Annotated in this window: 23 protein-coding genes and 2 pseudogenes; 7 read left to right on the top strand and 18 right to left on the bottom strand. The window is 51.2% G+C overall.

Annotated features, from left to right (window positions below):
• Window positions 1–672, bottom strand: a complete 672-nt coding sequence (locus tag ACM5QY_RS00125) for a DJ-1/PfpI family protein (RefSeq protein ID WP_416118708.1) — start codon at window positions 670–672, stop codon at window positions 1–3.
• 113 nt (window positions 673–785) lie between these two features.
• On the bottom strand, window positions 786–1,658 hold the full coding sequence (locus tag ACM5QY_RS00120; RefSeq protein WP_416118707.1) for a LysR family transcriptional regulator: 873 nt from the start codon (window positions 1,656–1,658) through the stop codon (window positions 786–788).
• Between the two features lie 200 nt (window positions 1,659–1,858).
• Here ACM5QY_RS00120 and ACM5QY_RS00115 point away from each other — a divergent pair, with 200 nt between their 5' ends.
• From ACM5QY_RS00115 to ACM5QY_RS00105, 3 genes are read left to right on the top strand one after another with little or no spacing between them, the layout of a single operon-like run.
• Window positions 1,859–3,046, top strand: coding sequence for a M20 family metallopeptidase (locus ACM5QY_RS00115; RefSeq protein ID WP_416118706.1), 1,188 nt, complete (start codon window positions 1,859–1,861; stop codon window positions 3,044–3,046).
• Window positions 3,047–3,069: 23 nt separating this feature from the next.
• Complete coding sequence (locus ACM5QY_RS00110; RefSeq protein ID WP_416118705.1) at window positions 3,070–3,867, top strand: transporter substrate-binding domain-containing protein; 798 nt, start codon at window positions 3,070–3,072, stop codon at window positions 3,865–3,867.
• On the top strand, window positions 3,867–5,552 hold the full coding sequence (locus ACM5QY_RS00105) for a M28 family peptidase (protein ID WP_416118704.1): 1,686 nt from the start codon (window positions 3,867–3,869) through the stop codon (window positions 5,550–5,552). The genes ACM5QY_RS00110 and ACM5QY_RS00105 overlap by 1 nt, the downstream gene beginning before the upstream one ends.
• Here the strand turns inward: ACM5QY_RS00105 and ACM5QY_RS00100 are convergent.
• Window positions 5,536–6,090: a helix-turn-helix domain-containing protein gene (locus ACM5QY_RS00100; protein ID WP_416118703.1), complete on the bottom strand. Its 555-nt coding sequence runs from the start codon at window positions 6,088–6,090 to the stop codon at window positions 5,536–5,538. The genes ACM5QY_RS00105 and ACM5QY_RS00100 overlap by 17 nt on opposite strands.
• 85 nt (window positions 6,091–6,175) lie before the next feature.
• Between ACM5QY_RS00100 and ACM5QY_RS00095 the strand changes: the two genes are divergently transcribed.
• The 3 genes from ACM5QY_RS00095 to ACM5QY_RS00085 all read left to right on the top strand — a co-directional run bounded on the left by ACM5QY_RS00095 (window position 6,176) and on the right by ACM5QY_RS00085 (window position 8,476).
• Complete coding sequence (locus ACM5QY_RS00095; RefSeq protein ID WP_416118702.1) at window positions 6,176–6,697, top strand: GNAT family N-acetyltransferase; 522 nt, start codon at window positions 6,176–6,178, stop codon at window positions 6,695–6,697.
• Between the two features lie 97 nt (window positions 6,698–6,794).
• Window positions 6,795–7,892 (top strand): bifunctional DNA-binding transcriptional regulator/O6-methylguanine-DNA methyltransferase Ada, encoded by a 1,098-nt coding sequence (gene ada, locus ACM5QY_RS00090; RefSeq protein WP_416118701.1) that lies wholly within the window; start codon window positions 6,795–6,797, stop codon window positions 7,890–7,892.
• Window positions 7,893–7,942: 50 nt separating this feature from the next.
• Window positions 7,943–8,476, top strand: a complete 534-nt coding sequence (locus ACM5QY_RS00085) for a GNAT family N-acetyltransferase (protein ID WP_416118700.1) — start codon at window positions 7,943–7,945, stop codon at window positions 8,474–8,476.
• Window positions 8,477–8,539: 63 nt separating this feature from the next.
• Here the strand turns inward: ACM5QY_RS00085 and ACM5QY_RS00080 are convergent, their stop codons facing one another.
• From ACM5QY_RS00080 to gatZ, 7 genes are all read right to left on the bottom strand, one after another.
• The gene (locus ACM5QY_RS00080; RefSeq protein WP_416118699.1) at window positions 8,540–9,244 is read right to left on the bottom strand and encodes a GNAT family N-acetyltransferase; all 705 of its coding nucleotides are present in this window, start codon (window positions 9,242–9,244) and stop codon (window positions 8,540–8,542) included.
• Window positions 9,245–9,384: 140 nt separating this feature from the next.
• Window positions 9,385–10,239, bottom strand: a complete 855-nt coding sequence (locus ACM5QY_RS00075) for a tagatose bisphosphate family class II aldolase (RefSeq protein ID WP_416118698.1) — start codon at window positions 10,237–10,239, stop codon at window positions 9,385–9,387.
• 4 nt (window positions 10,240–10,243) lie between these two features.
• Window positions 10,244–11,293, bottom strand: a complete 1,050-nt coding sequence (gene gatD / locus ACM5QY_RS00070) for a galactitol-1-phosphate 5-dehydrogenase (RefSeq protein WP_416122787.1) — start codon at window positions 11,291–11,293, stop codon at window positions 10,244–10,246.
• A gap of 44 nt (window positions 11,294–11,337) precedes the next feature.
• Window positions 11,338–12,705: a galactitol-specific PTS transporter subunit IIC gene (locus ACM5QY_RS00065; RefSeq protein ID WP_416118697.1), complete on the bottom strand. Its 1,368-nt coding sequence runs from the start codon at window positions 12,703–12,705 to the stop codon at window positions 11,338–11,340.
• Window positions 12,706–12,708: 3 nt separating this feature from the next.
• The gene (gene gatB, locus ACM5QY_RS00060) at window positions 12,709–12,993 is read right to left on the bottom strand and encodes a PTS galactitol transporter subunit IIB (RefSeq protein WP_416118696.1); all 285 of its coding nucleotides are present in this window, start codon (window positions 12,991–12,993) and stop codon (window positions 12,709–12,711) included.
• Window positions 12,994–13,065: 72 nt separating this feature from the next.
• Complete coding sequence (gene gatA, locus ACM5QY_RS00055; protein WP_416118695.1) at window positions 13,066–13,548, bottom strand: PTS galactitol transporter subunit IIA; 483 nt, start codon at window positions 13,546–13,548, stop codon at window positions 13,066–13,068.
• On the bottom strand, window positions 13,541–14,836 hold the full coding sequence (gatZ, locus tag ACM5QY_RS00050) for a tagatose-bisphosphate aldolase subunit GatZ (protein ID WP_416118694.1): 1,296 nt from the start codon (window positions 14,834–14,836) through the stop codon (window positions 13,541–13,543). Before gatZ ends, gatA begins: the two co-directional genes overlap by 8 nt.
• A gap of 266 nt (window positions 14,837–15,102) precedes the next feature.
• Here gatZ and ACM5QY_RS00045 point away from each other — a divergent pair, with 266 nt between their 5' ends.
• Window positions 15,103–15,885 (top strand): DeoR/GlpR family DNA-binding transcription regulator, encoded by a 783-nt coding sequence (locus ACM5QY_RS00045; RefSeq protein WP_416118693.1) that lies wholly within the window; start codon window positions 15,103–15,105, stop codon window positions 15,883–15,885.
• A gap of 190 nt (window positions 15,886–16,075) precedes the next feature.
• On the opposite strand, the gene ACM5QY_RS00040 is transcribed toward ACM5QY_RS00045, so the two are convergent.
• From ACM5QY_RS00040 to ACM5QY_RS00005, 8 genes and pseudogenes are all read right to left on the bottom strand, one after another.
• Window positions 16,076–16,858 carry an ABC transporter substrate-binding protein gene (locus tag ACM5QY_RS00040; RefSeq protein ID WP_416118692.1) on the bottom strand — a complete coding sequence of 261 codons (783 nt, stop codon included), beginning with the start codon at window positions 16,856–16,858 and terminating at the stop codon, window positions 16,076–16,078.
• A gap of 438 nt (window positions 16,859–17,296) precedes the next feature.
• A complete protein-coding gene (locus tag ACM5QY_RS00035; RefSeq protein WP_416118691.1) occupies window positions 17,297–17,827 on the bottom strand; it encodes a rhodanese family protein in 531 nt (176 codons plus the stop codon).
• Window positions 17,824–18,141 (bottom strand): ArsR/SmtB family transcription factor, encoded by a 318-nt coding sequence (locus tag ACM5QY_RS00030; protein WP_416118690.1) that lies wholly within the window; start codon window positions 18,139–18,141, stop codon window positions 17,824–17,826. The genes ACM5QY_RS00035 and ACM5QY_RS00030 overlap by 4 nt, the downstream gene beginning before the upstream one ends.
• A 458-nt stretch (window positions 18,142–18,599) precedes the next feature.
• Window positions 18,600–19,711 (bottom strand): IS3 family transposase gene (locus tag ACM5QY_RS00025; protein ID WP_416118689.1). Its coding sequence is split into 2 segments (ribosomal slippage): window positions 18,600–19,450 and window positions 19,450–19,711, totalling 1,113 coding nucleotides; the frame shifts between segments, so codons are not numbered across the junction.
• 339 nt (window positions 19,712–20,050) lie between these two features.
• The gene (locus ACM5QY_RS00020; protein WP_416118688.1) at window positions 20,051–21,049 is read right to left on the bottom strand and encodes a hypothetical protein; all 999 of its coding nucleotides are present in this window, start codon (window positions 21,047–21,049) and stop codon (window positions 20,051–20,053) included.
• 234 nt (window positions 21,050–21,283) lie between these two features.
• Window positions 21,284–23,612 (bottom strand): annotated as a pseudogene (locus ACM5QY_RS00015) (phage/plasmid primase, P4 family).
• Window positions 23,593–23,935 (bottom strand): annotated as a pseudogene (locus tag ACM5QY_RS00010) (DUF5375 family protein). The pseudogenes ACM5QY_RS00015 and ACM5QY_RS00010 overlap by 20 nt, the downstream one beginning before the upstream one ends.
• Window positions 23,932–24,150, bottom strand: a complete 219-nt coding sequence (locus ACM5QY_RS00005; protein WP_416122786.1) for a hypothetical protein — start codon at window positions 24,148–24,150, stop codon at window positions 23,932–23,934. Before ACM5QY_RS00005 ends, ACM5QY_RS00010 begins: the two are co-directional and overlap by 4 nt.
• Window positions 24,151–24,210 lie beyond the last annotated feature (60 nt).

Raw genomic sequence — 24,210 nt, 5'->3', positions numbered from 1 at the left:
TCAGAGGTTTTTCAGTAACTGGCGCCCGGCGGCTTCTGTCGCCAGTCGCCTTTTTTCTATGAAAGGCGCTATCTGTTTTTTAGCTTGTTCGAGTAATGCCTCTGGTGCAACACGCGGGGAGCCGGAGGTAAAGGGCGGTTCAGGATCATATTCCATGTGCAATTGAATATTCTGAGCGATTTCTGATCCATAAATGTCTGCGATGACATTTAAGGCGAAATCAATGCCTGACGTCACGCCGGCACCCGTAATCCGGTTGCGATCCCTGACGACCCGTTCGTTAACAGGTTCAGCGCCAAGCAGCGTGAGCTGGTCAAGAGAAGCCCAATGAGTGGTGGCTTTGTAGCCGCGTAAAAGTCCGGCCGCGCCGAGAATAAGAGATCCGGTACAGACGGAGGTCACTAATCTCGCGTTTTCACTTTGGGTACGGATAAAAGAAAGCGTTTCATCATCATTCATCAGCGTAATTTGCCCCGGACCACCCGGTATGCAGATGACATCCAGCGCCGGACAGGTGTCGAACGTGCAGGTCGGTAAAATTCTCATGCCACGATCTGATCTCACCGGATCCAATGTTTTCCAAATCAGATGAACGTTGGCATCGGGCGCTCTGGCAAACACTTCATATGGCCCCGTAAGATCAAGCTGAGTGAGTTCCGGGAACAGCAGCATGCCTATCGATAAAGAAGATTCGCTCATTGAACAACCTCTGTAGTGTCAAAACACAAGACGATGAGTTTATGAAAAACGCGTGTCCGCAGAGTAATCAATAAATGCACGCGCGCCTAGACTTTCAAAACGTTGCCTTGTTGCGCCGTCTGCAACAAATGAATAAACGCCTGCATATACGGCGTGGCGTTCAGGTTATGGCGGTGCAGCAGCCAGGTACGGTTCTTCACCGAAGTACCATCGACGCTGACGGGCCGCCGGTAAAAATGCTCCGGCAGCGGTAAATAGGTCGCGACAATCGCGTAGCCCAGCCCGTGTTCCACCATCGCCATACACACTTCAAGTTTATCGACCTCCATCGTGACGTTGGGCGCGTGCGAGAAATTGGCATTCCACCAGCGTTCAATCAGTTGCGTGACGTGCGCCCCGTGATGAATTTTTATCTGCGGCATGTGCGGCAGCAGCGCGAAATCAAAATCCTGACTGTTCACCAGCATATAGTCATCTTCTTCAATCAGATGCTTGCCTTCCTTCCAGTTAAAATCATCTTTCACCAGCGCCATATCAATCTCGCCGCGCAGCAGCTTTTGAATAATATCCTCGCTGAATCCGCTCATCAGGCTGACGCGGATCCCCGGATGCGTCTGGCGAAACTGACTCAGCAAAGGCGGCAGGCGGTACGCCGCATAGTTGCTGGAAACACCGAGCGAAATTTCCCCCTGCTGCGCCTGATCCAGACTGTGCAGATTGAGTTTCAGCTGCTGTAAATCGTTGAGTACGTTCACCGCGTGCTGCGCCAGATATTCTCCCTGCGCGCTGAAAACCAACCCTTTCTGGCCTTCTTCAAATAAACGGATAGCCAGTTTGCGTTCGATCTGGCGCAGGCGATAACTCAGCGCAGGCTGCGAGGTGTAAAGCTGCTCCGCTGCGCGGGTAATATTTTTATGCTGATACACGGCGCGCAAAATTAGCCAGTCTTTCTCGTTCATGCATTTCCCCGGATTTCTGCCCGAAAAGTCGAACACCATAAAATAATTTTTGCGTAAAAAGGGCAACAGATAAAAAGGCTCAATTTGACCAAAACCCCTAAAAGCCCTATTTCTTGGAGATATAGAGACGTGTTAACGCAATATCAAAAAACCTTCATCCGAAAATAATTTTTGGTTTTGCACCATCGCAGGGAATATTTATGTCGGTTTGCACTATAGAAGAACAGAAGGCGCAGATTATTGCCGCCGTGGATTCACTGGCGGCGCAGGCCACCGAACTGGCGCTGAACATTCATGCCAATCCCGAACTCAGCTTTGAAGAAGTGAATTCTGCGGAGGCGTTAATTGCGCCCCTGCGCGAGGCTGGTTTTGAGATTGAAGAATCACTGGGCGGCTTGCCGACGGCGTTCCGCGCCACTTTTGACAGCGGCAAACCGGGGCCGGTGATTGCACTGCTGGCCGAGTATGACGCGCTGGTCAATCTGGGCCACGCTTGCGGACATAACCTGATCGGCACGGCTTCCGTTACCGCCGCGCTGGCGCTGAAACAGGTTTCATCTCTGCTGACAGGCAAATTGCAAGTGATCGGCACACCGGCAGAAGAGGAAGGGGGCGGCAAAATTATCCTCAGTGAAAAAGGCATTTTCGACCCTGTTGACGCGGTGATGATGTTCCATCCGCGCGATAAAACCATGGTGGTGCGCGGCGGGCTGGCGTGCGTCGATGCTGAGTTCAAATTCTATGGTAAAGCGGCACATGCGGCGTCTGCGCCACAAAACGGCATCAGCGCGCTGGACGCGGTGATCCACACCTTCAACGGCATCAACGCGTTACGCCAGTTGTTCACCGATGACGTGCGCGTTCACGGCATTATTACCGACGGCGGCAGCGCCACCAATATCGTCCCGGCCTACAGCGAAGCGAAATTCCTGATGCGCGCCGATACCGTGAAAGGGCTGGCCGCCGTGAAGCAAAAAGTGTTCGATGCGGCACGCGGTGCGGCGCTGATGACCGGCGCTCGGTTGGAAATTGAAGAAGGGCTGACCTACGCCGAACGTAACAACAACCTGACGCTGGCCGGTTATTTCCAGCAAAACCTGGAAGCGATGGGCGTTGAGGTGGTGCCGCCGCCCCTGAAAGGCGGCATTGGTTCTTCGGATATCGGCAACGTCAGCCAGATCACGGCGGCGATCCACCCGTATATCCGTATCGGCGATGTCCTTCCTCACACGCCAGAATTCGCGGTCGCTGCGGGTTCTGAGGCCGGTTTACAGGGCATGTTGCAGGCCGCAAAAGCGCTGGCGATGACGGCTCTCGATTTATTTCAGGACGACACAAAGCTCCGTGCAGTAAGAGAAGAATTTTCAAACTGGCAGTTAAAACAATAACTTTGGGAAGAGAGGACAGAATAATGATGAAAAAAACACTGGTTGCTGCCGTTCTGGCACTGACCTTTGGCAGCGCGATGGCTCATGCAGACGGCGAAACCCTGCGCGTCGCCGCCGACATGGGCTATCCGCCGTTCCAGTATCGTGATGCCAGCGGTACGCCAACCGGTTTTGAAATTGATATTACCAACGCCATTTGCGATGTGATGAAGGTGAAATGCGAATACGTGGTCAGCAGCTTTGACGCAGAGATCCCCTCGCTGATTGCCAAGAAAGTCGATTTCATTTCGCCGCAGGGCGCGACGGAAAAACGCCGTAAGGTCATTGATTTCAGCGATTTTGTCTTCCACATTCCGACCAAACTGGTGGTGCAAAAAGGCAGCCCGCTGTTGCCGACGCCGGAGTCGTTGCAGGGTAAACGGATTGCCGTTCAGCAAGGATCGATTCAGGAAATGTATGCCAACACCTTCTGGCAGCCGAAAGGCGTGGATGTGGTGGCGTATGCCGATCAGGACACGATTTACCAGGATTTAGTGGCCGGACGTTTAGACGGCGCGCTCAGCCCTGCGGTTGCCGTGACCTTTGGTTTTCTCAATAAACCGGAAGGCAAAAATTTCGAGCTGACCGGCCCGGAAGTGCGTGACGACAAAATATTCAGCATCGGGTCCTCCTACGGTGTGCGCAAAGACGATCCCAAAATCAAAGCATTGCTGAACGAAGGTCTGGCAAAAATTAAGGCCGACGGCACCTGGGAGAAGATCAAAGTGAAATATTTCGGCCCGCTGGACATGTCCGTACATCAGCCTGGGGAAGCCCAATAATGTTGCTGCGCCCGCCGGTTCGTGAACATTTACTGCCGCTGATGGATGGCCTGTTGCACGAGTTTTCCTCGCTGCACCGGCTTTCAGGTTGTGATGATGCCGAACTGGCGGCGCAGCGCATGGTGTCTTTATTGCAGGAACAGGGGCTGGATGCGCGCCTGATGCATTGTCCGTTGTATCTCAGCGATCCGCTGCACGGAAGCCTGGAATTGTCCGGCAAGCCCGGCTGGCGCGGTGAGGCGAAAACCCGTTCGTTCTCCGCGCATTGCCCGCAGGGTGTGAAAGGGCCGGCTTTTTATGACGCCGAAGCCTGCGTGCCGCGTACCGATCTCCAGTGGAAAGAGTGGGCGCCGAACGTAAAAGGGAAAATCGTTATCGCCGGGCAGGGTTTTGAAGATTACGTGCAACGCCTGTACGCCGCCGGCGCGCTCGGGCTTATCCATATCTGGGGGTCGGCGGAATCCGCGCTGCATGAAGAAACCGTCGGGCCGGTTTGGGGAACGCCGGAGCCGGATGATTTTTTGCGTTATCCGCGTCTGCCGGTGATTTCAGTTAATCAGCAGGACGGCCAGCGGCTGCTGGCGGAATTTCAGCTCAGCCCGCTGATGACGGTGAAAATCACCACACAGCTGAATTATCACGTTGCTGAATGCAGCATGCCGGTGGTAGATATTCCCGGCACCAGCCCGGAGTTTGTGCTGTTGTCTTCGCATTATGATTCCTGGCATGAGGGCGTGACCGATAACGCGACCGGCAATGCGCTGTGTCTGGCGATGGCGATTCATTTCTATCAGCAGCGGGAGACGCTGCTGCGCGGGCTGCGGATTATCTGGTGGCCGGGGCACTCGAATGCCCGCTATGGTGGCTCGACGTGGTATGCCGACCGCTACCGTGAACAGCTCAAACAGCATTGCGTGGCGCACATCAACGTGGATTCGCCGGGGTGCCTGGACGCCGTGAATGTGGTGCTCAATGCCAGCGGTTCGGAATCCCATACATTCTTAAACGCTGCCGTTGAAGCCGTGACCGGCGAACCGGCGCTGCGTATTACGCCGCTGGGTAAAGGTGGCGATCAGTCCTTCTGGGGATGCGGTTTGCCGCTGCATTTTGCCTTCCGTGAAGTGCCTCTGGAAAAAACGACACAGTCGCCGGGCAGCGGCGGTGGCTGGTGGTGGCACACCGAAGCAGACACTTACGATAAGGTGGATTTGAATATTCTCTGGCGCGATACGCAAATTCACGCGCACTGGCTGGAAGGGTTGCTTACGCAGCACGCACTGCCGCTGGATCCGCTGGCGTATCTGGGGAGTTTGCAGCAATCCCTCGCACAGCTTATCGCGACTATTTCACCGGAATTTGACCTCACACCGGTGGCTGAAAAATTTCAGCAGTTGCAGCCTGAACTGGAGAAACTCACGGCCCGCTGGCAGGCGGAACCGCAGGTCTGGCAGCCGCAGTTAAAGCAGGTGATCACAGATTTGCATCGCCTGCGTTACAGCTCGGTGGATGATTTCCACTATGACCTGAGTTATCGCGGCGGTGCGTTTCCCGGCTTTCGGGAACTGGCGTCAGACCGTAAAAACACGTCGCCCGAGATGTGGCTGATGATGACCACACGCTTTTGGCGTCAGCGGAACCGCGCGCTGGCGTTACTTGAAAAAGCAGACGCTATTTGCCGTTTATGATCAGTAAATAGCGGCATTGCTGTTCGCCCCCGTTGCTGAATGTGACGGGTAAATCCACGCCAAACGTCAGAGCGTCACCGGTAGATAATGTGTAATTTTCATCGCCATAACGGATATCCAGAGTGCCTTCTACCATCCACAGGCGCTGCTTGTAAGCCTGCTGATGCCAGCCCGGATAGCTGACCCGCGCACCCGCAGGAAGGGTAATCTCTACCAGCTCAGGCCCGCCATTTTCTTCATGCGCTGTCACCTGGCGGCGCAGATAGCCGATGTCCGGATCCTGCCAGACTTCCTGCTGTGCCAGCGGACGCAGCGGTGCAGGCTGCGGGTTATCTTCTGAAAGCAGGTGTGCCAGCGGCACGCCGAGGCTGGCCGCCAGCCGCCCCAGCAGACTGGCACTCGGGCTACTGTCCTGCCGCTCAATTTTCGAAATCATCGCTTTACTGACCCCGGAACTGCTTGCCAGCTGTTCGAGGCTCAGCCCCTGATTCTTACGTAATGACTGCAGACGTGTGGCGATCAACTGGTCGATTGACATAACAGACGTTCCGTTGTTTACTTTTGTGGAATTAATTCTACTATAGTGGAAAATTAATCACAACCGACGCTAAGGGGAACATCTGATGAAACTGATTGCCTGTAATGAACGTCAGCACGCGGTGCCGATTTTGGATATTTTTAATGATGCGATTCTGACTTCAACGGCGTTGTATGATTATAAACCCCGGCACATCGACAGTATGACCTCATGGTTTGCCACTAAACTGATCAATAATTTTCCCGTTATCGGCCTCGAGGATGAAAAAGGGGCGTTGCTGGGATTCGCCAGTTACGGCACGTTTCGCGCGTGGCCAGCGTATAAATATTCAGCCGAACATTCTATTTATATTCATAAAGATCATCGTGGAAAAGGGCTGGGAAAAGTGTTGCTCAATGCACTCATCGACGCGGCACGCGAGCGCGATGTCCATACACTGATTGGTGCGATCGACGCGGCGAACGGCAGCAGCATTGCGTTGCACGAAAAGAACGGATTTACCCACACCGGAACGATTAAACAGGCCGCCTGGAAATTTGACCGCTGGCTGGATCTGGCCTTTTATCAGTTGATCCTTGATACGCCGTCAGCGCCGGTTGGAAGCTGAAAACAGCAGATGGAATGAGAAAGCAAGCGCCGGAGGGCGCACGATGATTTCGCAGCTTATGCTGAGGGCCATCCAGTCGGGAAATGTGAGGCAGACTATGTCAGGTAAAACGCAAGTTCGTCATGAAGCGGTATCAGAAAGTACAGGGGGCAATCCGGTGCAGGATCCGCGCTGGCAGGCGGTCGTCAGCGGTGATGTAAAAGCCGACGGTCAGTTTGTCTATGCAGTGAAAACCACCGGAATTTACTGCGCGCCTTCCTGCCCGTCACGTCAGCCAAATCCGGAAAATATTGAATATTACGACGATGCAGAAGCCGCCGAGCAGGCCGGTTTTCGCCCGTGCAAACGGTGCAGGCAGGGGCTTATCTCGCTGGCGCAGTTTCACGCCCAACGGGTGGCGCAGGCTTGCCGCTTACTCGAGCAGTCTGGCGAAATGCTCACGCTGAACCAACTGGCGGCAGAAGTTGGCATCAGCGCCTATCATTTCCATCGTATCTTCAAAGCCCAAACCGGTGTGACGCCGAAAGAATATCAGCAGGCACAGCGCACGCGCCGGGTTCGTGAAAAGCTGACTGATGCGGCAACAGTGACCGAAGCAGTGCACTCCGCAGGATATTCCTCCGATGGTCGGTTTTACGAAACGTCAGGCACGGTTCTGGGCATGACGCCGCAGTCATTCCGCGCCGGTGGCCGTGATGTCCGCGTGTGGTTTGCCATTGGGCAGTCTTCGCTGGGCGAAATTTTAGTCGCTGAAAGCCAGCGCGGTATTTGCGCCATTTTGCTGGGCGATGATCCGCAAACGCTGATTGCCGAGCTGCAAAACAGTTTCCCACTAGCGGAACTGGTGGGCGGCGATCCTGATTTTGAGCAACGCATTGCCATGATTGTCGGCTTTGTTGAACAGCCACAAATCGGGCTGGATTTGCCGCTGGATATTCGCGGCACGGCTTTCCAGCAGCGCGTCTGGCAGGCATTACGTGATATTCCTGCCGGAACCACCGCCAGCTATGCGGATATTGCCCGAAAAATTGGCTCGCCAAAATCCGTTCGCGCCGTGGCGGGTGCCTGTGCAGCGAACCTGCTGGCTGTCGCTATTCCCTGCCATCGCGTCGTGAAAACTGACGGGAATATTTCCGGCTACCGCTGGGGCGTGGAAAGAAAGCGTTCTTTGTTAGCGCGCGAAGATGAAGCCTAACTATACTCACCTGACTTTTCTGCCACCGGATTTTTATAATGAGGGATGCCGTGTCTGCTTTTTCTTTGCGCGAAGCCGCGCTACAAGATATTGATGAACTCGCCGGATTGCACGTTGCTATCTGGCGTGAAACCTACCGCGAACTGGCTCCTGCGGAGGCATTCGCCGCGCTGGATGTGCCGCGCCGCAAAGCCTTCTGGCAGGATAAATTTGACCATCCCGCTGCCGGGCAGGGCATTTTTCTGGCCGAAGTGAACGGAAAACTGGCCGGTTTTTGTCTGGCTTCCGCATCATCTAACCCTGATTTTGGAGAGATGGCCGAAATCAAATTCCTGTATGTTTCCGCTGATTTTAAACGTCAGGGCATCGGGAAACGGTTAATCATCGAAGCCGCCCGACATCTGGCTGCTGCGGGATATCGCAGTGCCGGGTTAGGCGTGGTGGAAGGCAACGAACCGGCAATCCGGTTTTACAGCGCATTGGGTGGCCGCGAATCAGGGCGCTATACCGACGCCGGACCACTCTGGCGCTCGCGCAATATTATTTACGCTTGGCCGGATATTTCGTTGCTGTCCGCTGTGTAAATTTGCTGCTTAAATTTGATATGTCATAAAGTGCCCGCGTCGGTGAATTTCGCGGGCTATTTATTATTTACGCAGTGCTTCCAGCCGCTGTTTTTGCTGACCTTCTGCGGAGAAGTTATCGGCGCTCAGCCAGCGCTCAAATGCCGTTTTCGATTGCGGCCATTCGCTGTCGATGACGGAATACCAGCAGGTGTCACGGTTCTGATTGCGCAGGACGATCGCCTGGCGGAATGTACCTTCATATTGAAAACCAAAGCGTAATGCCGCCTGTTTAGACGGTTCATTCAGGCTGTGACATTTCCATTCGCAGCGGCGATATTTCAGCGTATCGAACAGATAACGTTGCAGCAGATAAATCGCTTCTGTGCCAAAACGGGTGCGCTTCATCAGCGGCGACCAGTTTACCCAACCAATTTCCGCAACACCGTTCACCGGGTCGATGCGCATCAGCGATACGCTGCCGACGGCGCGCCCTGTTTCGTTATCCACCACGGCGAAAAAGACCGGATCTTCACTTTTAGCCTGCTGTGAAATATACAAATCGCAATCAGCCTGTGTGGCCGGACGGTCAACGGAAAGGTAGGTCCAGTCGCGGTTATCATCAATAGTATGCCAGGCTTTAAAGAGGTCCTGACTGTGGCGTTCGCAGCTTAGTGGCTCAAGACGACACCATGTGCCGTTAAGCTGAACGTGTGAAGGACGCTCGCGGGGTTTCCAGTCGGGCAGGGAATCACCCACGGGCTGACCAAAGTGATTGAGGGTTGTCATCGTCTTTTCCATTTTACTCTCTGAGAGAACCCATAAAATCAGAATGGTGATTGGGCTGCAACTCATGCGATGCCAAAGAGCTGAAAAGCGGAGAAAAAACCTCCGCTTTTTATCCATTCAGGTTATGAGAACCATCCCGTTTATAAACGGCCAGCGCTGCCACAGACCTTGATCTTATCCTCCACCACTTTTTGCATTGCCAGCTTGCCGGGAACGATATATTTACGCGGATCGTTCGCGTCAGGGTGAGCTGAAAAATAGTCTTTCACCGCATCTGCAAAGGCAATTTTCAATTCAGTTGCCACATTGACTTTGCAGATCCCCAGCGCAATGGCCTCATGGATCATCTCTTCGGGGATCCCCGATGCCCCGTGCAGAACGAGGGGAATATCCACCAACTGACGAATCTGCTCCAGTCGGCGAAAATCCAGTTTCGGTGTGCCCTGATACAGGCCGTGTGCCGAACCAATGGCAACCGCCAGCGAATCGATACGGGTGGATTCGACGAAATGTTTCGCGACCACAGGGTCAGTAAAGAAGCTGTCACCTTCCTCAACGACCAGATCGTCTTCCTGCCCGCCAAGCCGCCCGAGTTCCGCCTCGACGCTCGCGTCAAAGGCATGACATAAACGCACAGCATCGCGCACCTTTTCTATGTTTTCCGCCAGCGGAAAATGCGAAGCGTCGATCATGACGGATCGGATCCCCGCTCGGACTTTCGTCCCGATGTCTTCCTGTTCTTCATGATGATCAAGATGCAGCGCCAGTGGAATGCGATTTTTCCGTGCCGCTTCCTGACATAGCGAAATCAGGTATTGGGTTCCCGCGTAACTGAATGTGCCGGGCGTTCCGGCGAGTATGACAGGTGAACTCATCGCGGCCGCCGTTTCGGCCACAACCTGTATCGTTTCCATATTGTGGATATTGAATGCAGGAACCGCATAACCTTCGCGCTGCGCCGCCAGAAGCATTTCTCTGTTTGAGATCAGATACATGAATTTATCTCCTTGTTAAATCCAGCAGGATTTTGCCCGCCATAGGTTTTCCCTTCAGGGCGGTGACTTCATTCGCAAATTCCTGAGCGTCGCCCAGACAGCCAATTAACGGCGTCAGATTTATTTTTTGCTCCGCGAAAAGTTGGGTTGCCTGCTGCCATTCGCTGCCGGGCCAGGGCGCGGAATAATTCATCCAGCTGCCGAGTAACGTCAGCTCTTTACGCAAGATGTGGCTGAACGTCGCCACATTCAGGGTCAGATCTTTATGCAGTGTGCCGACCAGCGCGATCTGCGCTTTCGGACCCGCAATGTCGAGAGCCAGCGCGACAGTTTGCGGCGTGCCAGCGGTTTCGATAATCAGTTGATCAAAACGACGATCCTGATTTTGCTGACGAATTTCATCGGCGTTTAGTTGGGCGCTGTTAAAGCTATGGCTCGCGCCGGTGCTCAGGGCGAGATCCAAACGCTGAGGGTTGATATCAATAGCCGTCACGGATTTTGCACCCAGGGCGCTTGCCGCCTGAATAATTAACTGGCCGATAGTTCCTGCGCCAATCACGACGACTTCTTTGCCTTCACAACCACCGGCCAGTTTCAGAGCGTGTAAACCCACGGTGATCGGTTCCAGAAATGCCCCCTGCAACAGCGAAGCGTTTTCCGGCAGCCGGAAGAGATTTTTTCTCGACGCAACGACAAATTCTGCGTGGCCGCCATCGCGGCGGGAGCCGATAAACTGGTAGTGCTTACATTGTGAATACGCTTCTTTTTTACATTCTTCACAGTGAAAGCAGGGGAGCAGAGGAACGCACGCCACAGCATCTCCTTCTTGTAAATCATGAACGTCATCGCCTGCGGTAACCACATAACCACTGAACTCATGGCCGAGCGTGATGGGATAGTAATGTGAAGAGTTGGCAAAAATGCGTGGAATATCAGAACCGCACAGGCCGGAATACGCCACACGCACTAACACATCATCCGGCGCGCTCAGCACGGGCTTATCCCGTTCCTCGACGGTGATAGTCCCGCCCTGGTGTACCACTACAGATAGCATCATTGTTTCCTTAAGGCGGAGGAAACCCTCCGCCTGGATGAGGGTTAAGCGCTGGCCAGTGCAGCCGCTGCCAGTTTTTCAGCCCGGGTAAAATTACGGGCTCGTCGCCAGGTGAGGAATACACCCACGGCGTAAATGACGCCGATGATGCTGAGCCCCGCGATATTTTTCAGCGTACAAAGCTGGATCAGGAGATAGGTAATCGGAGAACCGCCCTGATCCACGGATGCCACCCTGCCACCGGCCGTGAGAGCCCCTGCATTGGCAGCAAGCTGCGTGTGCAAATCGATAGTCTGGGTCGCAATCCAGAGAGTGATGTTCATGATGATGCAGCCTGAAATCAGCGTGCGGAACAGATTCCCCTGATGAACGGCAACCGCAATCGCCACAAAGAAGCCGATAGTGGCCAGATCCCCAAACGGCAGAACCTGATTTCCCGGCACCAGCACGGCAATCAAAATTGTTAACGGAATAAAGATCAGGCTGGCGGAAACGACGGCGGTGTGACCAAGCAAAAGCGCAGGATCCAGACCTATCAGGAATTCCTGACCGCCGAAACGGGCTTGCAGACGTGTACGGGCATGACGGGCAATCGGCGTTAAACCATCCATAATCGGTTTAATAACCCTTGGCATCAGCAGCATGACGGCAGCGGTTTTGACCGCCAGCTGCAATACGCCTTTGATGTCATAACCGGCGAGATAGCCAATAATTAGCCCCATCGCAAAACCGACAGTTACGGGTTCGCCAAACGGGCCAAAGCGTTTTTGAACATCGTCGGCACTGAAGTGGATCTTGTTCAGCCCCGGGATCTTCTCAATGACGGTATCGACCAGCACGGCAATCGGCCCGAGATACGCCGATGAGCCGTGCGGGATAGCGATGCCTTCAAGGTTGAAGAAATCACGCGTATCTTTCGCAAACCAGTCGCCCAATTTGTAGATGAATGCCGCGTGAACCACGACGCCCATGATCCCCATCCAGTATGACCCGGTGGCCAGATGTAACATGGCGCCGGTGAATGTCATGTGCCAGATATTCCAGATATCGACGTTGACGACGCGCGTCATACGGGTCAGCAGCATCACGATATTCACCCCGATCGCAATCGGAATAGCGACCAGTGCAATCTGAGAAGCCCAGGTCATCGGTGATGAGCCCGGCCAGCCGATATCCACCACTTGCAGGTTGATTTCGAAATGCTCGGCCATCGCTTTTGCCGCAGGTCCGATGGAATCGAGCATGAGACCAATCACCAGCCCGATCCCGACGAAGCCGATACCAATGTGAATAGCTGATTTGAATGAGTCTCCCAGTTTCATGCCTAATATCAGGGAGAAAATGATGATGACGCCGGGCAACATGACTGTCGGCCCGAGGTCGAGGATATAGCGCATTATTTCAGTAAACATGGCTTACTCCTGCAACAGGGTCAGTATTTGCTCACGCAACGCATCCATGCCGACACCGGAAATAAACGGCATGCCATGCACTAACGGAATATCCCCGAACTTGCGGTCAACTCTGGCCGTTGTGCAAATCAGGTGCGCACCGTCCATATAGGTTTCAATTTCGGTTACGCGACACTGTACGAGATCGACTTCAATGCTGTGCGCTGCGCACAACTCTTTGATTTCTTCTGCTGCCAGGGTTGATGTGGCGACAGCTCCGCCACAGGCGACAATGATTTTTCGCTTCACGGTAAAACTCCTTGGTGCTTTGTTTTAATGTTTTTAAGTAAGGTGTAGAGGTCGCTTCGGGTGGTAAAGGCTTCAGATGTAAACGGGAGAAATTTTGTCCTCAGCCGGTAAGAAAACGTGTTGCTCAAAAATGGATGCCAGCCGGTTTTCAGGAGCTGTGAGGAGTTGTTCTAAAAACTCAGGTTTCTGTAACTGACTGAAAAGCTGACGCAACAATTTCAGTTGTTCTGACGGGTGAGTGACGATAAGCGCCACAATCAGTGACGCCGGGATTGTGCCTTCATCATCAGCTTGAAAGAATTCAACGGGAGCATCAGGGCGAATCAGGTAGATCGCAGGGCTTCGGGCATGGCTGGCTTCGCAGTGCGGGATTGCGACCGCATGTTGTTCAAGCTGGATGCCTGTCGGAAATTCAGCCTCGCGAGTAAGCAGCGCCTGCGGATAGGTGTTTTCAACCACACCGGCTTTCACCATGCATTCACCGATGTGGCTCAGCGCTTCCTGATAGTCCGTGAAGGCAATGTGCGTTTTGACGAAGATTTCACAGTTATGCATTGCAGCAGGCCTCCGCGCTGATGGGGTGCGGTGAACAGCCGTAATGGTATGCGCGCAAAACATCCTGAATTTTATCGATAATCAATTCGTGAGGATCGCTGGTCAGTTTATTCTCCATCACGCGTTCAAATTGCGCGGGCAGATATTGGCTTAACAGGCCAAGTGGAATGTCTACGGCTTTTAAATTGGCGACCAGCGCTTCCATGGCCCGGTTGATGCGGGCGTTAGGCCAGTAATAACGAATACGATCTGAAAGGCTGAAATGCAGGTCGATCAGTGAGAGGCTGAATGTCGGGTTGTAGTATTTTTTCCAGTAAACCGGTTCGTCCAGCATGACACCGTCGATCACCGTCAGTATCTGGCTGCGGGATTCGGGAGCAATCATTACCTGTTCGATATTCGCCAGAGCAAAAACGGCTTCCCGAAGTGCAAAGGTTAACGCAGGTCCGACTTTCAGAATGGCAAAGTGATCCTCAACCAGATGACGATAAGATTCGCGGGTTTGGTAATCGGTTGAATGTGCCTCATAAACCAGCGGAGTCGTTGTTATATAGGCAGATAATTCCTGAGCGAGCTTCGGCTGATAGTGGATCACCCGGCTGTGGTCAAACTCAACGCCTGGCTGAACAACGATAGCGATAATCCGCTCTATTGCTGCCTCAAGCCCCTTTTCCCGGAAAGCCTGATGGTGCATTTCAAGCGTGGCTTTCGCATCTTTCGCTTGCGTGACATGAACGTGCTGAATAGCTGAAGCTTCTCCGCCGGGAACAGGAACTTCAGTGCCAACTACGTAAGTCAGTAAGCGTTTTTGTTGCGGTGTCGCAACGCGTTCGGCTACCTGACATAAGCGCGCTGCACGCTGAGCGACAACAACAGGATCGAGCGGGACAGGATCGCCTGCGCAGGACATCGAGGCATCCAGATGTATTTTGTTGAAACCGGCCTCAACGTATTGCGCTATCAGCACTTCTGCTTTGCACATTGCGCTGTCAGCATCTTCATTTTGCCAGCAGTTTGGCCCCAGATGGTCTCCGCCCAGAATGAGGCGTTGGGCGGGGAATCCCACTTTTTCAGCAATCGCGAGAACGAAATCCCGAAAATCAATCGGCAGCATTCCCGTATAGCCACCAAACTGATTCACCTGATTAGAAGTGGCTTCGATGAGCACTTTGCGATCAGTGAGAAGATCTTCCCGCAGGGCTGCCTCGATCACTAAAGGATGAGCAGAGCAGACAGAACAAATCCCGGTGCTTTCGCCTTGCTTATGTTTTTCGATAATATCTTTCATTTTGGCCTCCGTTTATTTTCGAAGATAGTCATATTTTTTCGAAAGCCAAACAATAGCGTTTTCTAGAATTCGTGACAGCGATCGAAATCTTTCGTAAGTTTGTTGCATTCGTTTTCTTTCGATTTTCGGAGTGTACCGATAAATGAAACTAATCAAAGCCTGGTGGGCAAGGTGATATCAGGTTTCACAATGTCTGGATTTTTTTCTCCTCTTAATGACGCCTTTTGTTTACACTGTCAGCAATACAGTCTTTCGGATCCTCAATCATGAATACTTATGATAGACGTAACAAAATCATTGATTTAGTGAATAAAAACGGCAGCGTTATGGTTGCCGACCTTTCGAGTGCTTTCGACGTTTCTGAAGTGACAATCCGTTCTGACTTGGGGTTACTGGAACAAAAGGGCGATCTGAAGCGCTTTCATGGCGGTGCGGCGAAACGCGATGCTTCACCTAATGATCAGGCGGCGTTGCCGCAGGATGAAATGGTGCTTGAAGAGCGCTACCTGCAAGCCAGTGACCCTAAAAAACGCATCGCTCAGGCGGCGGCAGGACTGGTAAAACCCGGAGATACCGTCATTCTCGATAGCGGCAGCACTACCATGTTACTGGCAGAAGAGCTGGTGAAATCAGGCGACATCACCGTCATCACGAACAATTTGCCTGCTGCGTTTGTGCTATCTGAAAACCCCGATATCACGCTGGTGGTTTGCGGCGGAACGCTGCGACATAAAACGCGATCTTTGCATGGCAATATTACGGAATACGCCTTGCAGGGAATCGTCGCCAACCTGATGTTTGTGGGGGCTGATGGCCTCGATGCCGTGACAGGTATCACCACGTTTAATGAGGGCTACAGCATCAGCGCAATTATGGCGGGTGCCGCTCAGCGTGTTGTGGTTGTCACTGATTCCACTAAATTTGGCCGTCGCGGATATAATCTGGTGCTGCCGATGGAAAAAATTGACACGATTATTACAGATACAGATATCCGTGATGAGGCTTTGCAGGCACTCAGGCTGACGTCGGCGAATCTCATGTTGGTGTAACCCTCTCAGATAACGTTTATCGGCGAGGCTGACTTTAGGCTGAAAGCATAATCGGGGAAACGGGCAGGTTTAAAGGTTGCGGCGGTTCGTGTAAACAATCTTTAGAATTGCAGTTTCAGACAGGCGGCTTTGGAATCCGGCCCGCAAATAATGAGCCGCATGTCTGCTGCCATGCGGCCTGAGAAGGGGATTACGGTTTTTTCGTATAGACCTCAAATGTGAAATATTTCTTTTCCAGCGTCTGATAAGTCCCGTTTTTATGGATTTCTGTCAGCGCATTATTGATTAACGCCAGGTGTGCCTGGTCATCCTTACGCAACCCGATAGCCGTTCCTTCGCCCAGATAACGGGTATCGTTTAACGGTTCGCCCGCAAAGGCAAAATCCGCGCCTTCATGCGTTTTCAGAAAGCCGATTTCGGCCACCGCTGCGTTCGTCAGCGTCACGTCAATACGGCCAGAGGCCAGATCCTGATTAACGAAATCCTGGTTCTGATAAGAGACGACGTTCACGCCTTTTTTCTGCCATTCGCCTTGTGCGTAAGCTTCCTGCGTTGTTCCCTGAGCAACTCCGACGGTTTTACCTTTCAGAGATTCCGCCGTCGGTTGCAGGCCACTCCCTTTTTTCGCAATCAGCACACTGGGAACGTGATAGAGCATGTCGGAGAAATTGACCTGAGCTTTGCGTTTAGGCGTCATCGACATCGCTGAAAGCACGGCATCAAATTTTTTGGCGTTCAGGGCAGGAATAATGCCGTCATACGCGGTCTCAACCCACTCACATTTAACCTGAGCCTGCTGACAGATTGCGTTGCCCAGATCGATATCAAAACCGACCAGTTTTCCGTCAGATGCTTTGGATTCAAAAGGGGGAAATGATGGATCTACGCCGAAGCGTAATGTCGTTTCCGCCTGCGCGAAACCGCTGGTCACGGCCAGCGTTGTTGCGATGAACAGCAATATATTTTTCTTCACAAGTAATCTCCTGATGGTGCTAAAAAAACAAACCCCCGCAGCTAAAGGCGAGGGTAAAAGTTGTGCTTTCTTATTTCGAATATGACGACTCAGTCAGGCAGGGTCAAGCGCCAAACATTTTTGCAAAACCAGCAATAGACGAAGATGGCAACAATAAGAGAACCGACCACTATGGAAAATGAATATCAGCCAAAATGGATGAGATAAATGTTGTGCTACGCCTTAAAAACAAAAGGATAGACTACGATGACTTACCGGGGGAGTCGCAATAAAAAAGCCGCAAACCCTTGCGGGCTACGGCTTTCTTTGCGGTAACGGCCTTATCGGGTAATAACCGAAACCTTGTTTAGAGACGTTGAGATTAATATTTAACTATCTGTTTTTAATTGAAAAAATTAATTTATATTAAATTCGCTATATCTAAACATATACCACTTTTTAATTCCTAACCTTGTTCCAGGGCATTTTGGAAAGCAGAACTGCCATTCCGCACCAACCACTTACACCAGCAAAAAGTAGTCCTGCACCGATGAATCCCGACAAGAGAAAGAAGCTTTGATCTATAGCGTATCCCATTACGACCCCCGCAAGGATAAGTATTCCAGCGATAATCTGAACTTGCCTCATGATTGGAAGAGGAAATTTCTTGTCTTCGATCGTCGGAAGATTTGCACTCTTCCAGGCATTAATGCCACCAGACAACAATAAAACTGCCGATGGATCTGCTGCTCTGATGAGTACATCTTCATTTTGAGCTGTACGCGAACCCGCTAAACAGTAAAAAATAACAGGATGATTTACAGGCAGATCTTTAATTTTTTTTCCCAATAAAATATCTGATAATGGAAAAGTGATAGCGCCAGGAACGTGCTCACGAAGAAATTCAGCAGGCTCACGGATGTCGACCAGAGTGCTGCCATTTTTCATGAGCTCTTGTGCTTCTGAAGGACTTACGGTTCTTGCGGTCATTTCAAATCCTCAGGGCAATAAATGTCCTTTAACGTTGCGATAACTTTTCGAATCGATTCATTTTTAATGAAATAATTTCTGCGTTGCTCATCTCTGTAGCATTCAATCAAATCCTCTTCTTTCATTCTCGCCAGATGCTGAGATGTTGCTGAGGGGCTTAATCCTGTCAATTTACTCAGATTGCCAGCTGAAGTTCCGGGTGAGTCAATGAGTGTACAAAGGATCAGTAGCCGGTTAGCGTTACTCATGGACTTGAGAAGTCTGGCCGCCTGAGCCGCACTTTCTTGCAGAAATTTGATGTCGATATTAGTCATGTTTTATTTTAGATTTATCTAATTTAAGCAAATTCTAAATCAAAGATAAGCGTAGAGCAAAAATGATTTATTTGAAGAGTATTCACGGTGAACACTTTTCTTTTTATTCTTTAAATTTCAATTTATTATGTGGTAACCACTTTGTTTTTTTCTGTTCATGTCTCTTCACTTTCCTGCGACCTCCTACCTTTCTATAAAAAAATCGGCCTGAGCAGGTTTCAGTTTAAACATGTTTGATGTCGATATTTTGCGACCAGTATGCTTCGCTGCCCTCGTTTATCTTTGCGCCACCGGGGTTCAAAAGGGTAAAGCCCAATGCCGTCTTGCAAGGTGTGCTCTTTGCCTTTGCCTTTGCCCTTAGCGGCTTTGAGCTCAGTGCTGGTGAGTGGTGTGGTGGTTAGAGCCATTTTAGTTATACGCTCTGTAGTTATAGGGGTTGTATTGTAAGCACACCCGTTTTAGTTCCACGCACTTTTTGAGATTTCCGTATTTTCGGCCATCAGCCTGTACTCTTCCGGCGTCAGGTTATTCAGAGATTCATGAGGTCGCTCGCTGTTATATTCCATCAGCCAGCGCTCTGTGATTTCCCGTACTTCGTTCAGAGTTCTGAACAGGTAAAAATCCAGTATTTCTGTCCGGTACGTCCGGTTAAACCGTTCGATAAAGGCATTCTGCGTCGGCTTACCCGGCTTGATAAATTCCAGCATCACACCATGCTCTTCTGCCCAATTCGCCAGAGCCAGTGAGATTAATTCCGGTCCATTGTCCATCCGCATCTTCAGCGGGTATCCGCGGTTTGCCACAATCCTGTCCAGTACCCGGACGACACGCTGGGCCGGAATATTCAGGTCTATTTCTATCGCCAGCGCCTCACGGTTAAAATCATCCACCACGTTAAAGGTTCGAAAGCGTCTGCCGCAGACGAGCGCATCGTGCATAAAATCGATCGACCAGCTCTGGTTTAATGCTTCCGGTGTTGCCAATGGTACCGGGTCGCGCACCGGCAGGCGTTGTTTACCCTTACGACGAAAATTCAGTTTCAGCAGGCAGTAAATCCGGTGTACACGCTTATGATTCCAGGCATTACCGTGCCTGCGAAGCACCTGAAAGAGCTTCTTAAAACCGTATCGCGGATAGCGTTCCGCCATTTCAGTCAGCGCCTGGATCACCGGCTCATCGCGACGGGTATCGGGCTGATAAAAATACACCGTCCTGCTCAGCGATAATGTCCTGCATGCCTGACGTAAGCTCATGGCAAATTGCGCCGTCAGATAGCTGACGAGCTCACGCTTTATCGCTGGTTTTAAAGCTTTTTTTCGATGACGTCTTTCAACGCGCGGCATTCCAGACTGAGGTCGGCAAACATCTGTTTGAGCCGCCGGTTCTCGTCTTCCAGATCTTTGATCTTTTTGATATCGGCGGCTTCCATCCCGCCATATTTCGCTTTCCAGTTGTAATAGCTGGCTTCTGAAATTGCGGCCTCGCGGCAGACATCTTTGACGGTCCTGCCAGCTTCGACGGATTTCAGGACGGCGATGATCTGGTGCTCGGTGAATCGGATCTTGCGCATAGCGATCTCCTCAGGGACATAATCAGTATGTCGGAAGATCTCTAAAAGTGAATGGTTCGTTTTACCGGGATACTTACAGTATAACTAAACGTATATCTGAAGTAGCCGGTTGTATACAGGGTCTGCCAGCAGATAACGGGCAATAAAAAAGCCGCAAACCCTTGCGGGCTGCGGCTTTCTTTGCGGTAACGGCCTTATCTGGTAATAACCGAAACCTTGTTTGGTGGGCTGGGGGAAGTTGATGAAAATTTCTAACTTATTGTTTTTATTCTGTAAAATAAAAAATTATTTTTGGATGTATACCTAAACGTATACCAATGCCAAAACCTGAAGCCGATTTCACCCTTTTTTAACCTTCGCTATAAGTCCCTGAGCTAGCCTTTCCAGTAGATTAGTCATGGTAAGAATCTCAGCATCACTGACGATGATTTTTTGTCCAACAACGTAGGTGGAGTCTCGAGATTTTTGGATATATTGCTCATCAACAACACCATCATTGTGTGCCAGGATATGGCGTTTTTGATAAAGCTTATTCAACAAAGTCAATTCTGATTCTAACAGCCAATGGTTATAGCCGACTCCAATTGCCTGTTCCCATAGCTGACTACTTTGGGATAGTCGTTGAAAGGCATTGAAAGGATGCTGCCCGAACTTAACATATAAAATTTCGCAAAGTCTTTGAAATGCAACAACTCCATCAGAAATACATGTTTCTCTCAATGATCTACATGTTATTTCTGCTGAATCTTTATCTGATGCCTCTGTGATGGCGGCTCTAATAATAGGAATATTTGCAATTTTTGCATGAATTTTCCTAAGCGAGTCGCTGAAGGTTCGTTCCACTGAGTTATGTCCACAAGCTGGGCAAAAGAAAGCGCTGCCAATTATTGCAAAACGTGCATTACAATTTTCGCAATGGATAATTAACTGCATAGATTCAATTGATTGAATAGGTATAGGATGTGTAGTTTGAACGCCGCCCTCGACTTTCATAGACATAGAAATAAAGGTGTTCTTTTTTTGTCTTTGATTAAATTTTTGAGCAGATGTTAATAATGCGTTATGGATATGCCCCTCGATAATTTTTAAGGCTTGTTCTTGAGCATTGTTAGCTTGCTCTATGGTGAACCAGTTCTTAGCTGGGGCTTCGTGCCTGCAGGAGGGACACCAGACAGCTTCGTCACGGAAAATATTTTTCCAATCTTCTGCGTTAACTTTGAAAAGAAACTCACATTCCTCTTGAGGACATTGTTTATCAATAAAGCCAAGCTCATCAGTATCGATAGGAATTGAAACTGTTTTGATATTGCCAAGTACATTTTTTAAATCCTCAAACATATTGACCTCGGAGGAATGAACAATAAACACACAATAACATACGAGTTTGGTTGGTGTACAAGCTGAAGAAAAGATTTTAGGAAAAACTGGTCACACTGTTCACATTTCATAATTTAATTTTGTTTTTCATAATCTTAAGTGGTGATGAGGTTGCCCTGAACTGTCCATAACTCATCACTTTCAAGTGACCAGTTACTATTTTCTAAATGAAAAAACCGGCCTGAGCCGGTTTTTTTAAGCATTCTTTATTTCGCACTTTGGCAACCAGTCTGTTTCGCAGTCCTCATTTAATATCAGATTAGTTTGCACACCTGATTGGTCTTTTTCTTCAAAAATTCAATCTCATATTCTTTCAGCGTTTGCGGCACCGCCCGACCAAAGGCAGTTAAATTCATTGTACGTTGATGTCCCCGCGCTTCCATAAATGATAAATAGGCATGGTAAAGATATTTACGAGGATTCGATGGATTAATGTTCCCATTACCTATATACAGGCCATTAGGCGCACTTACAGCCAGTAGGTAACCGCAGAAATCCACCAACGGATCAGCACTGCGTTTTATTTCAAGCGCTTCATCGGAATTCTGTTGTGCTTGTAACAGCTCGCGTGCATCACTCGGAACTGCAAAGCATTGCATCAGGTGGCGAACAATGACGGCTAGCTCCTGAGCTATTTTCTCTATTAACTGTGGATCCCGTTCATTGACTGGTATCACTTCAGGGAAAGTGATGATCACTCGCCGGCGCGATACGCCGCCGCTGCGATCACTGAACTGCATCGGGTTGTTGTTCACCGCAAGGATCACCGCCGGAATGTGCGCTGAATAAGCATCACGGTATTTCGGGTCAATGGCTACCGCATCGCCGCCGGTGATGGCTTTAATCCCTGCACCATCGCCGCTCCATTTCTCCTGATCGGGTAAGATAATTAGAGAGTATCCCACCAGGGAAGCCCGTTCGCGGGAAGACTCCAGCGTTTCGATGCTGGCGGAAGTGGTATTGTCATTCCCTGCAAGCATGCGTGCTATGGCTGCATGACGCTTTTACCACTGCCGCCTGGTCCTGTCACCTCAAGGAACAATTGCCAGTCATACCGGTTTGCCAGAACCATGAAAAGCGCCGCGAGAATGCGCTCTTGCTTTTCGCTTTGCTGGTTTGCCGCCCGCGTCAGCCATTGCCAGAAGTGAGGAGCATGCTCTGCAAGATTTTCCCCAGGCTTGGCCTGCGAATAATCCACACTGTTGACGGTACGCAACCAGTTATCTTTACGGTGAGAGCTAAAAATTCCGGTGCGGGTGTCAAAAACGCCATTTCGAAAACCAATTAAGTGACGTGCGGGCTTGCTCATTTCAGGCACCATGAGCTTTAGGGTTTCGATCATGCCGCTAATGAGGGGCGCTGAAAAAGCGCTTGTGCTTTCTGAAATAGAGCAGCAATTTCACGGCTGAGGATCCTGTGCGGCTACCAGCCGTTCTCATAGCGGATCTCCCCACCGGAGGCATAGCCAGACGGTGTTCATGGCAGCAGTTCACACTTCTCACTGGCTCATGGCCTTGAGGGCATCACTGACCGTTTCAAGGGGCTTTTCTGAGATTGCTGATTAAAAGCGCGGAGCTGTTCCAGCGTTTTGTCACGACCTTCCTGCATGAATACATCGTTCCAGTCACCGGCGATTAAGGGGATCGCAACTTTCCCGCTGACCAGATTTGCGGCTTCTTTCGCTTTCTTCTGTCCTGTGCCGTTACATCATTATCTGCTGCCATTAGCAGCACGGCGTCAGGGTATTTCTCCGAAGGCACTCAGCCAGATGAGGGAAGTATTGGCACTCAGTGCCACATACACGGTTTCACCCGTCAGCGCATGTATTGTCAGACCCGTTGCATAGCCTTCTGCCATCCAGATAACGGTGTTGTCGTTCCCTTCAAAATGATGAGCGGCGCCGGTAACCTGTCCACCCGCAAGCATGCGTTTTTCCCCCGACCCGTTAATGAGCTGGGCGTTGACCAGGTTGCCTGATAAATCATAAAGCGGAATGACCAGGTCACCCGCCACGAAATCTACGCCGCCCACGCGCAGGCCGTTGCCCTGCAACGTCAGCGCTTCCTTATCAACCCAGCCTTTTTTCTCCAGATAGGCATTGCCTGCCGCTTTGCGGGCAGCATTCACCAGCGCTTTCGCCTGCACGGCTGCCTTCTGGCGGGCATCGTCTTTTTGCTGTTGTGCAGCGGCCTCGTCGTGATGAACCGCAAGAGGCTGAGCCTCTCCCAGAATCTCAGCCACTTTCACGGCGGCTTCTTTCGTGGTGATATCCAGTGTTTTAGCAACCAGATTTAATCCGTCACCGGCACCGCAGTGGTTACATATCCAGGTGCCTCTACCTGCCTGATTATCGAAGCGAAAGCGGTCTTTCCCCCGCAAACGGGGCAGGCGGAATGATGCCCGTGAGGGGCAACGGTTATACCAGCGCGGGCAAAAGCTGAGGCCAGCGCCCTGTCGCAGCGCTCACGGTGTTTGAACAATCATTTGTGTCATATGCGCCTCTGTCAGTGCAGCGTGGTTTCAGGAGTGGTGTGAAGACAAGGCCGGAACAGCTCGTCCATCATGGATTCTCCCAGCGGTGTCAGGCGGGGTTTTGCCACCAGAAATATCGGGCTGCACCATGTCGCGCAGCATGGCGCAGGCGATGTCCATCCCCAGCTTTGCGCCGTGCTGACGGACATAGTAGCTTTCGACTTCTTTTGCGATGGTCATTTGCAGTTCATCAAGCGTGTAGCCGGTTTCAACGCCGTAGGTAGTACAGGCATCGAGATAGGCCTGTGCCAGGGCGCGACGGTAGAGGGCGGTGAGTACTTCAACCGGCAGGCAGGATTGCTGAGTCATATTCATTCGTAGACATCCCCCATTTGCGTTTTGATGGCGGTTTCGCAGGTGTCTACCACTTTGCCGAGCTGGTCAGTCAGCAGCGCGCAACCATTGAGGCCATGGAATTCAGCTGATCTCCGCTGGGTACATGCCCGAAGGTGTCCTGAGTCTAGCATGTCGAGGAACATCACGCCGACGTTGTGCGCGTGTTGCAGGCGCAGGAAATCAGCATGCGGAATAGGGTAATGGGGTTGGGGAAATAGAAGGACGCGAGCTTGTTCATGCAGCCTCCTGAGCGG

The sequence above is a fragment of the Rahnella sp. PCH160 genome, from assembly GCF_047784855.1.
GTDB lineage: Bacteria > Pseudomonadota > Gammaproteobacteria > Enterobacterales > Enterobacteriaceae > Rahnella.
Note: the sequence above shows the minus strand (reverse complement) of the source record. Positions and strands in the feature narration are given on the sequence as shown.

Coding starts and splice junctions, on each gene's coding strand:
- ada (WP_416118701.1), top strand. CDS start 6,795: ATGTCAGGTAAAACGCAAGTTCGTCATGAAGCGGTATCAGAAAGTACA.
- ACM5QY_RS00020 (WP_416118688.1), bottom strand. CDS start 21,049: ATGTTTGAGGATTTAAAAAATGTACTTGGCAATATCAAAACAGTTTCA.
- ACM5QY_RS00105 (WP_416118704.1), top strand. CDS start 3,867: ATGTTGCTGCGCCCGCCGGTTCGTGAACATTTACTGCCGCTGATGGAT.
- ACM5QY_RS00120 (WP_416118707.1), bottom strand. CDS start 1,658: ATGAACGAGAAAGACTGGCTAATTTTGCGCGCCGTGTATCAGCATAAA.
- ACM5QY_RS00075 (WP_416118698.1), bottom strand. CDS start 10,239: ATGTATCTGATCTCAAACAGAGAAATGCTTCTGGCGGCGCAGCGCGAA.
- ACM5QY_RS00045 (WP_416118693.1), top strand. CDS start 15,103: ATGAATACTTATGATAGACGTAACAAAATCATTGATTTAGTGAATAAA.
- gatZ (WP_416118694.1), bottom strand. CDS start 14,836: ATGAAAGATATTATCGAAAAACATAAGCAAGGCGAAAGCACCGGGATT.
- ACM5QY_RS00100 (WP_416118703.1), bottom strand. CDS start 6,090: ATGTCAATCGACCAGTTGATCGCCACACGTCTGCAGTCATTACGTAAG.
- ACM5QY_RS00080 (WP_416118699.1), bottom strand. CDS start 9,244: ATGACAACCCTCAATCACTTTGGTCAGCCCGTGGGTGATTCCCTGCCC.
- ACM5QY_RS00115 (WP_416118706.1), top strand. CDS start 1,859: ATGTCGGTTTGCACTATAGAAGAACAGAAGGCGCAGATTATTGCCGCC.
- ACM5QY_RS00125 (WP_416118708.1), bottom strand. CDS start 672: ATGCTGCTGTTCCCGGAACTCACTCAGCTTGATCTTACGGGGCCATAT.
- gatD (WP_416122787.1), bottom strand. CDS start 11,293: ATGCTATCTGTAGTGGTACACCAGGGCGGGACTATCACCGTCGAGGAA.
- ACM5QY_RS00065 (WP_416118697.1), bottom strand. CDS start 12,705: ATGTTTACTGAAATAATGCGCTATATCCTCGACCTCGGGCCGACAGTC.
- ACM5QY_RS00110 (WP_416118705.1), top strand. CDS start 3,070: ATGATGAAAAAAACACTGGTTGCTGCCGTTCTGGCACTGACCTTTGGC.
- ACM5QY_RS00095 (WP_416118702.1), top strand. CDS start 6,176: ATGAAACTGATTGCCTGTAATGAACGTCAGCACGCGGTGCCGATTTTG.
- ACM5QY_RS00030 (WP_416118690.1), bottom strand. CDS start 18,141: ATGACTAATATCGACATCAAATTTCTGCAAGAAAGTGCGGCTCAGGCG.
- ACM5QY_RS00035 (WP_416118691.1), bottom strand. CDS start 17,827: ATGACCGCAAGAACCGTAAGTCCTTCAGAAGCACAAGAGCTCATGAAA.
- gatA (WP_416118695.1), bottom strand. CDS start 13,548: ATGCATAACTGTGAAATCTTCGTCAAAACGCACATTGCCTTCACGGAC.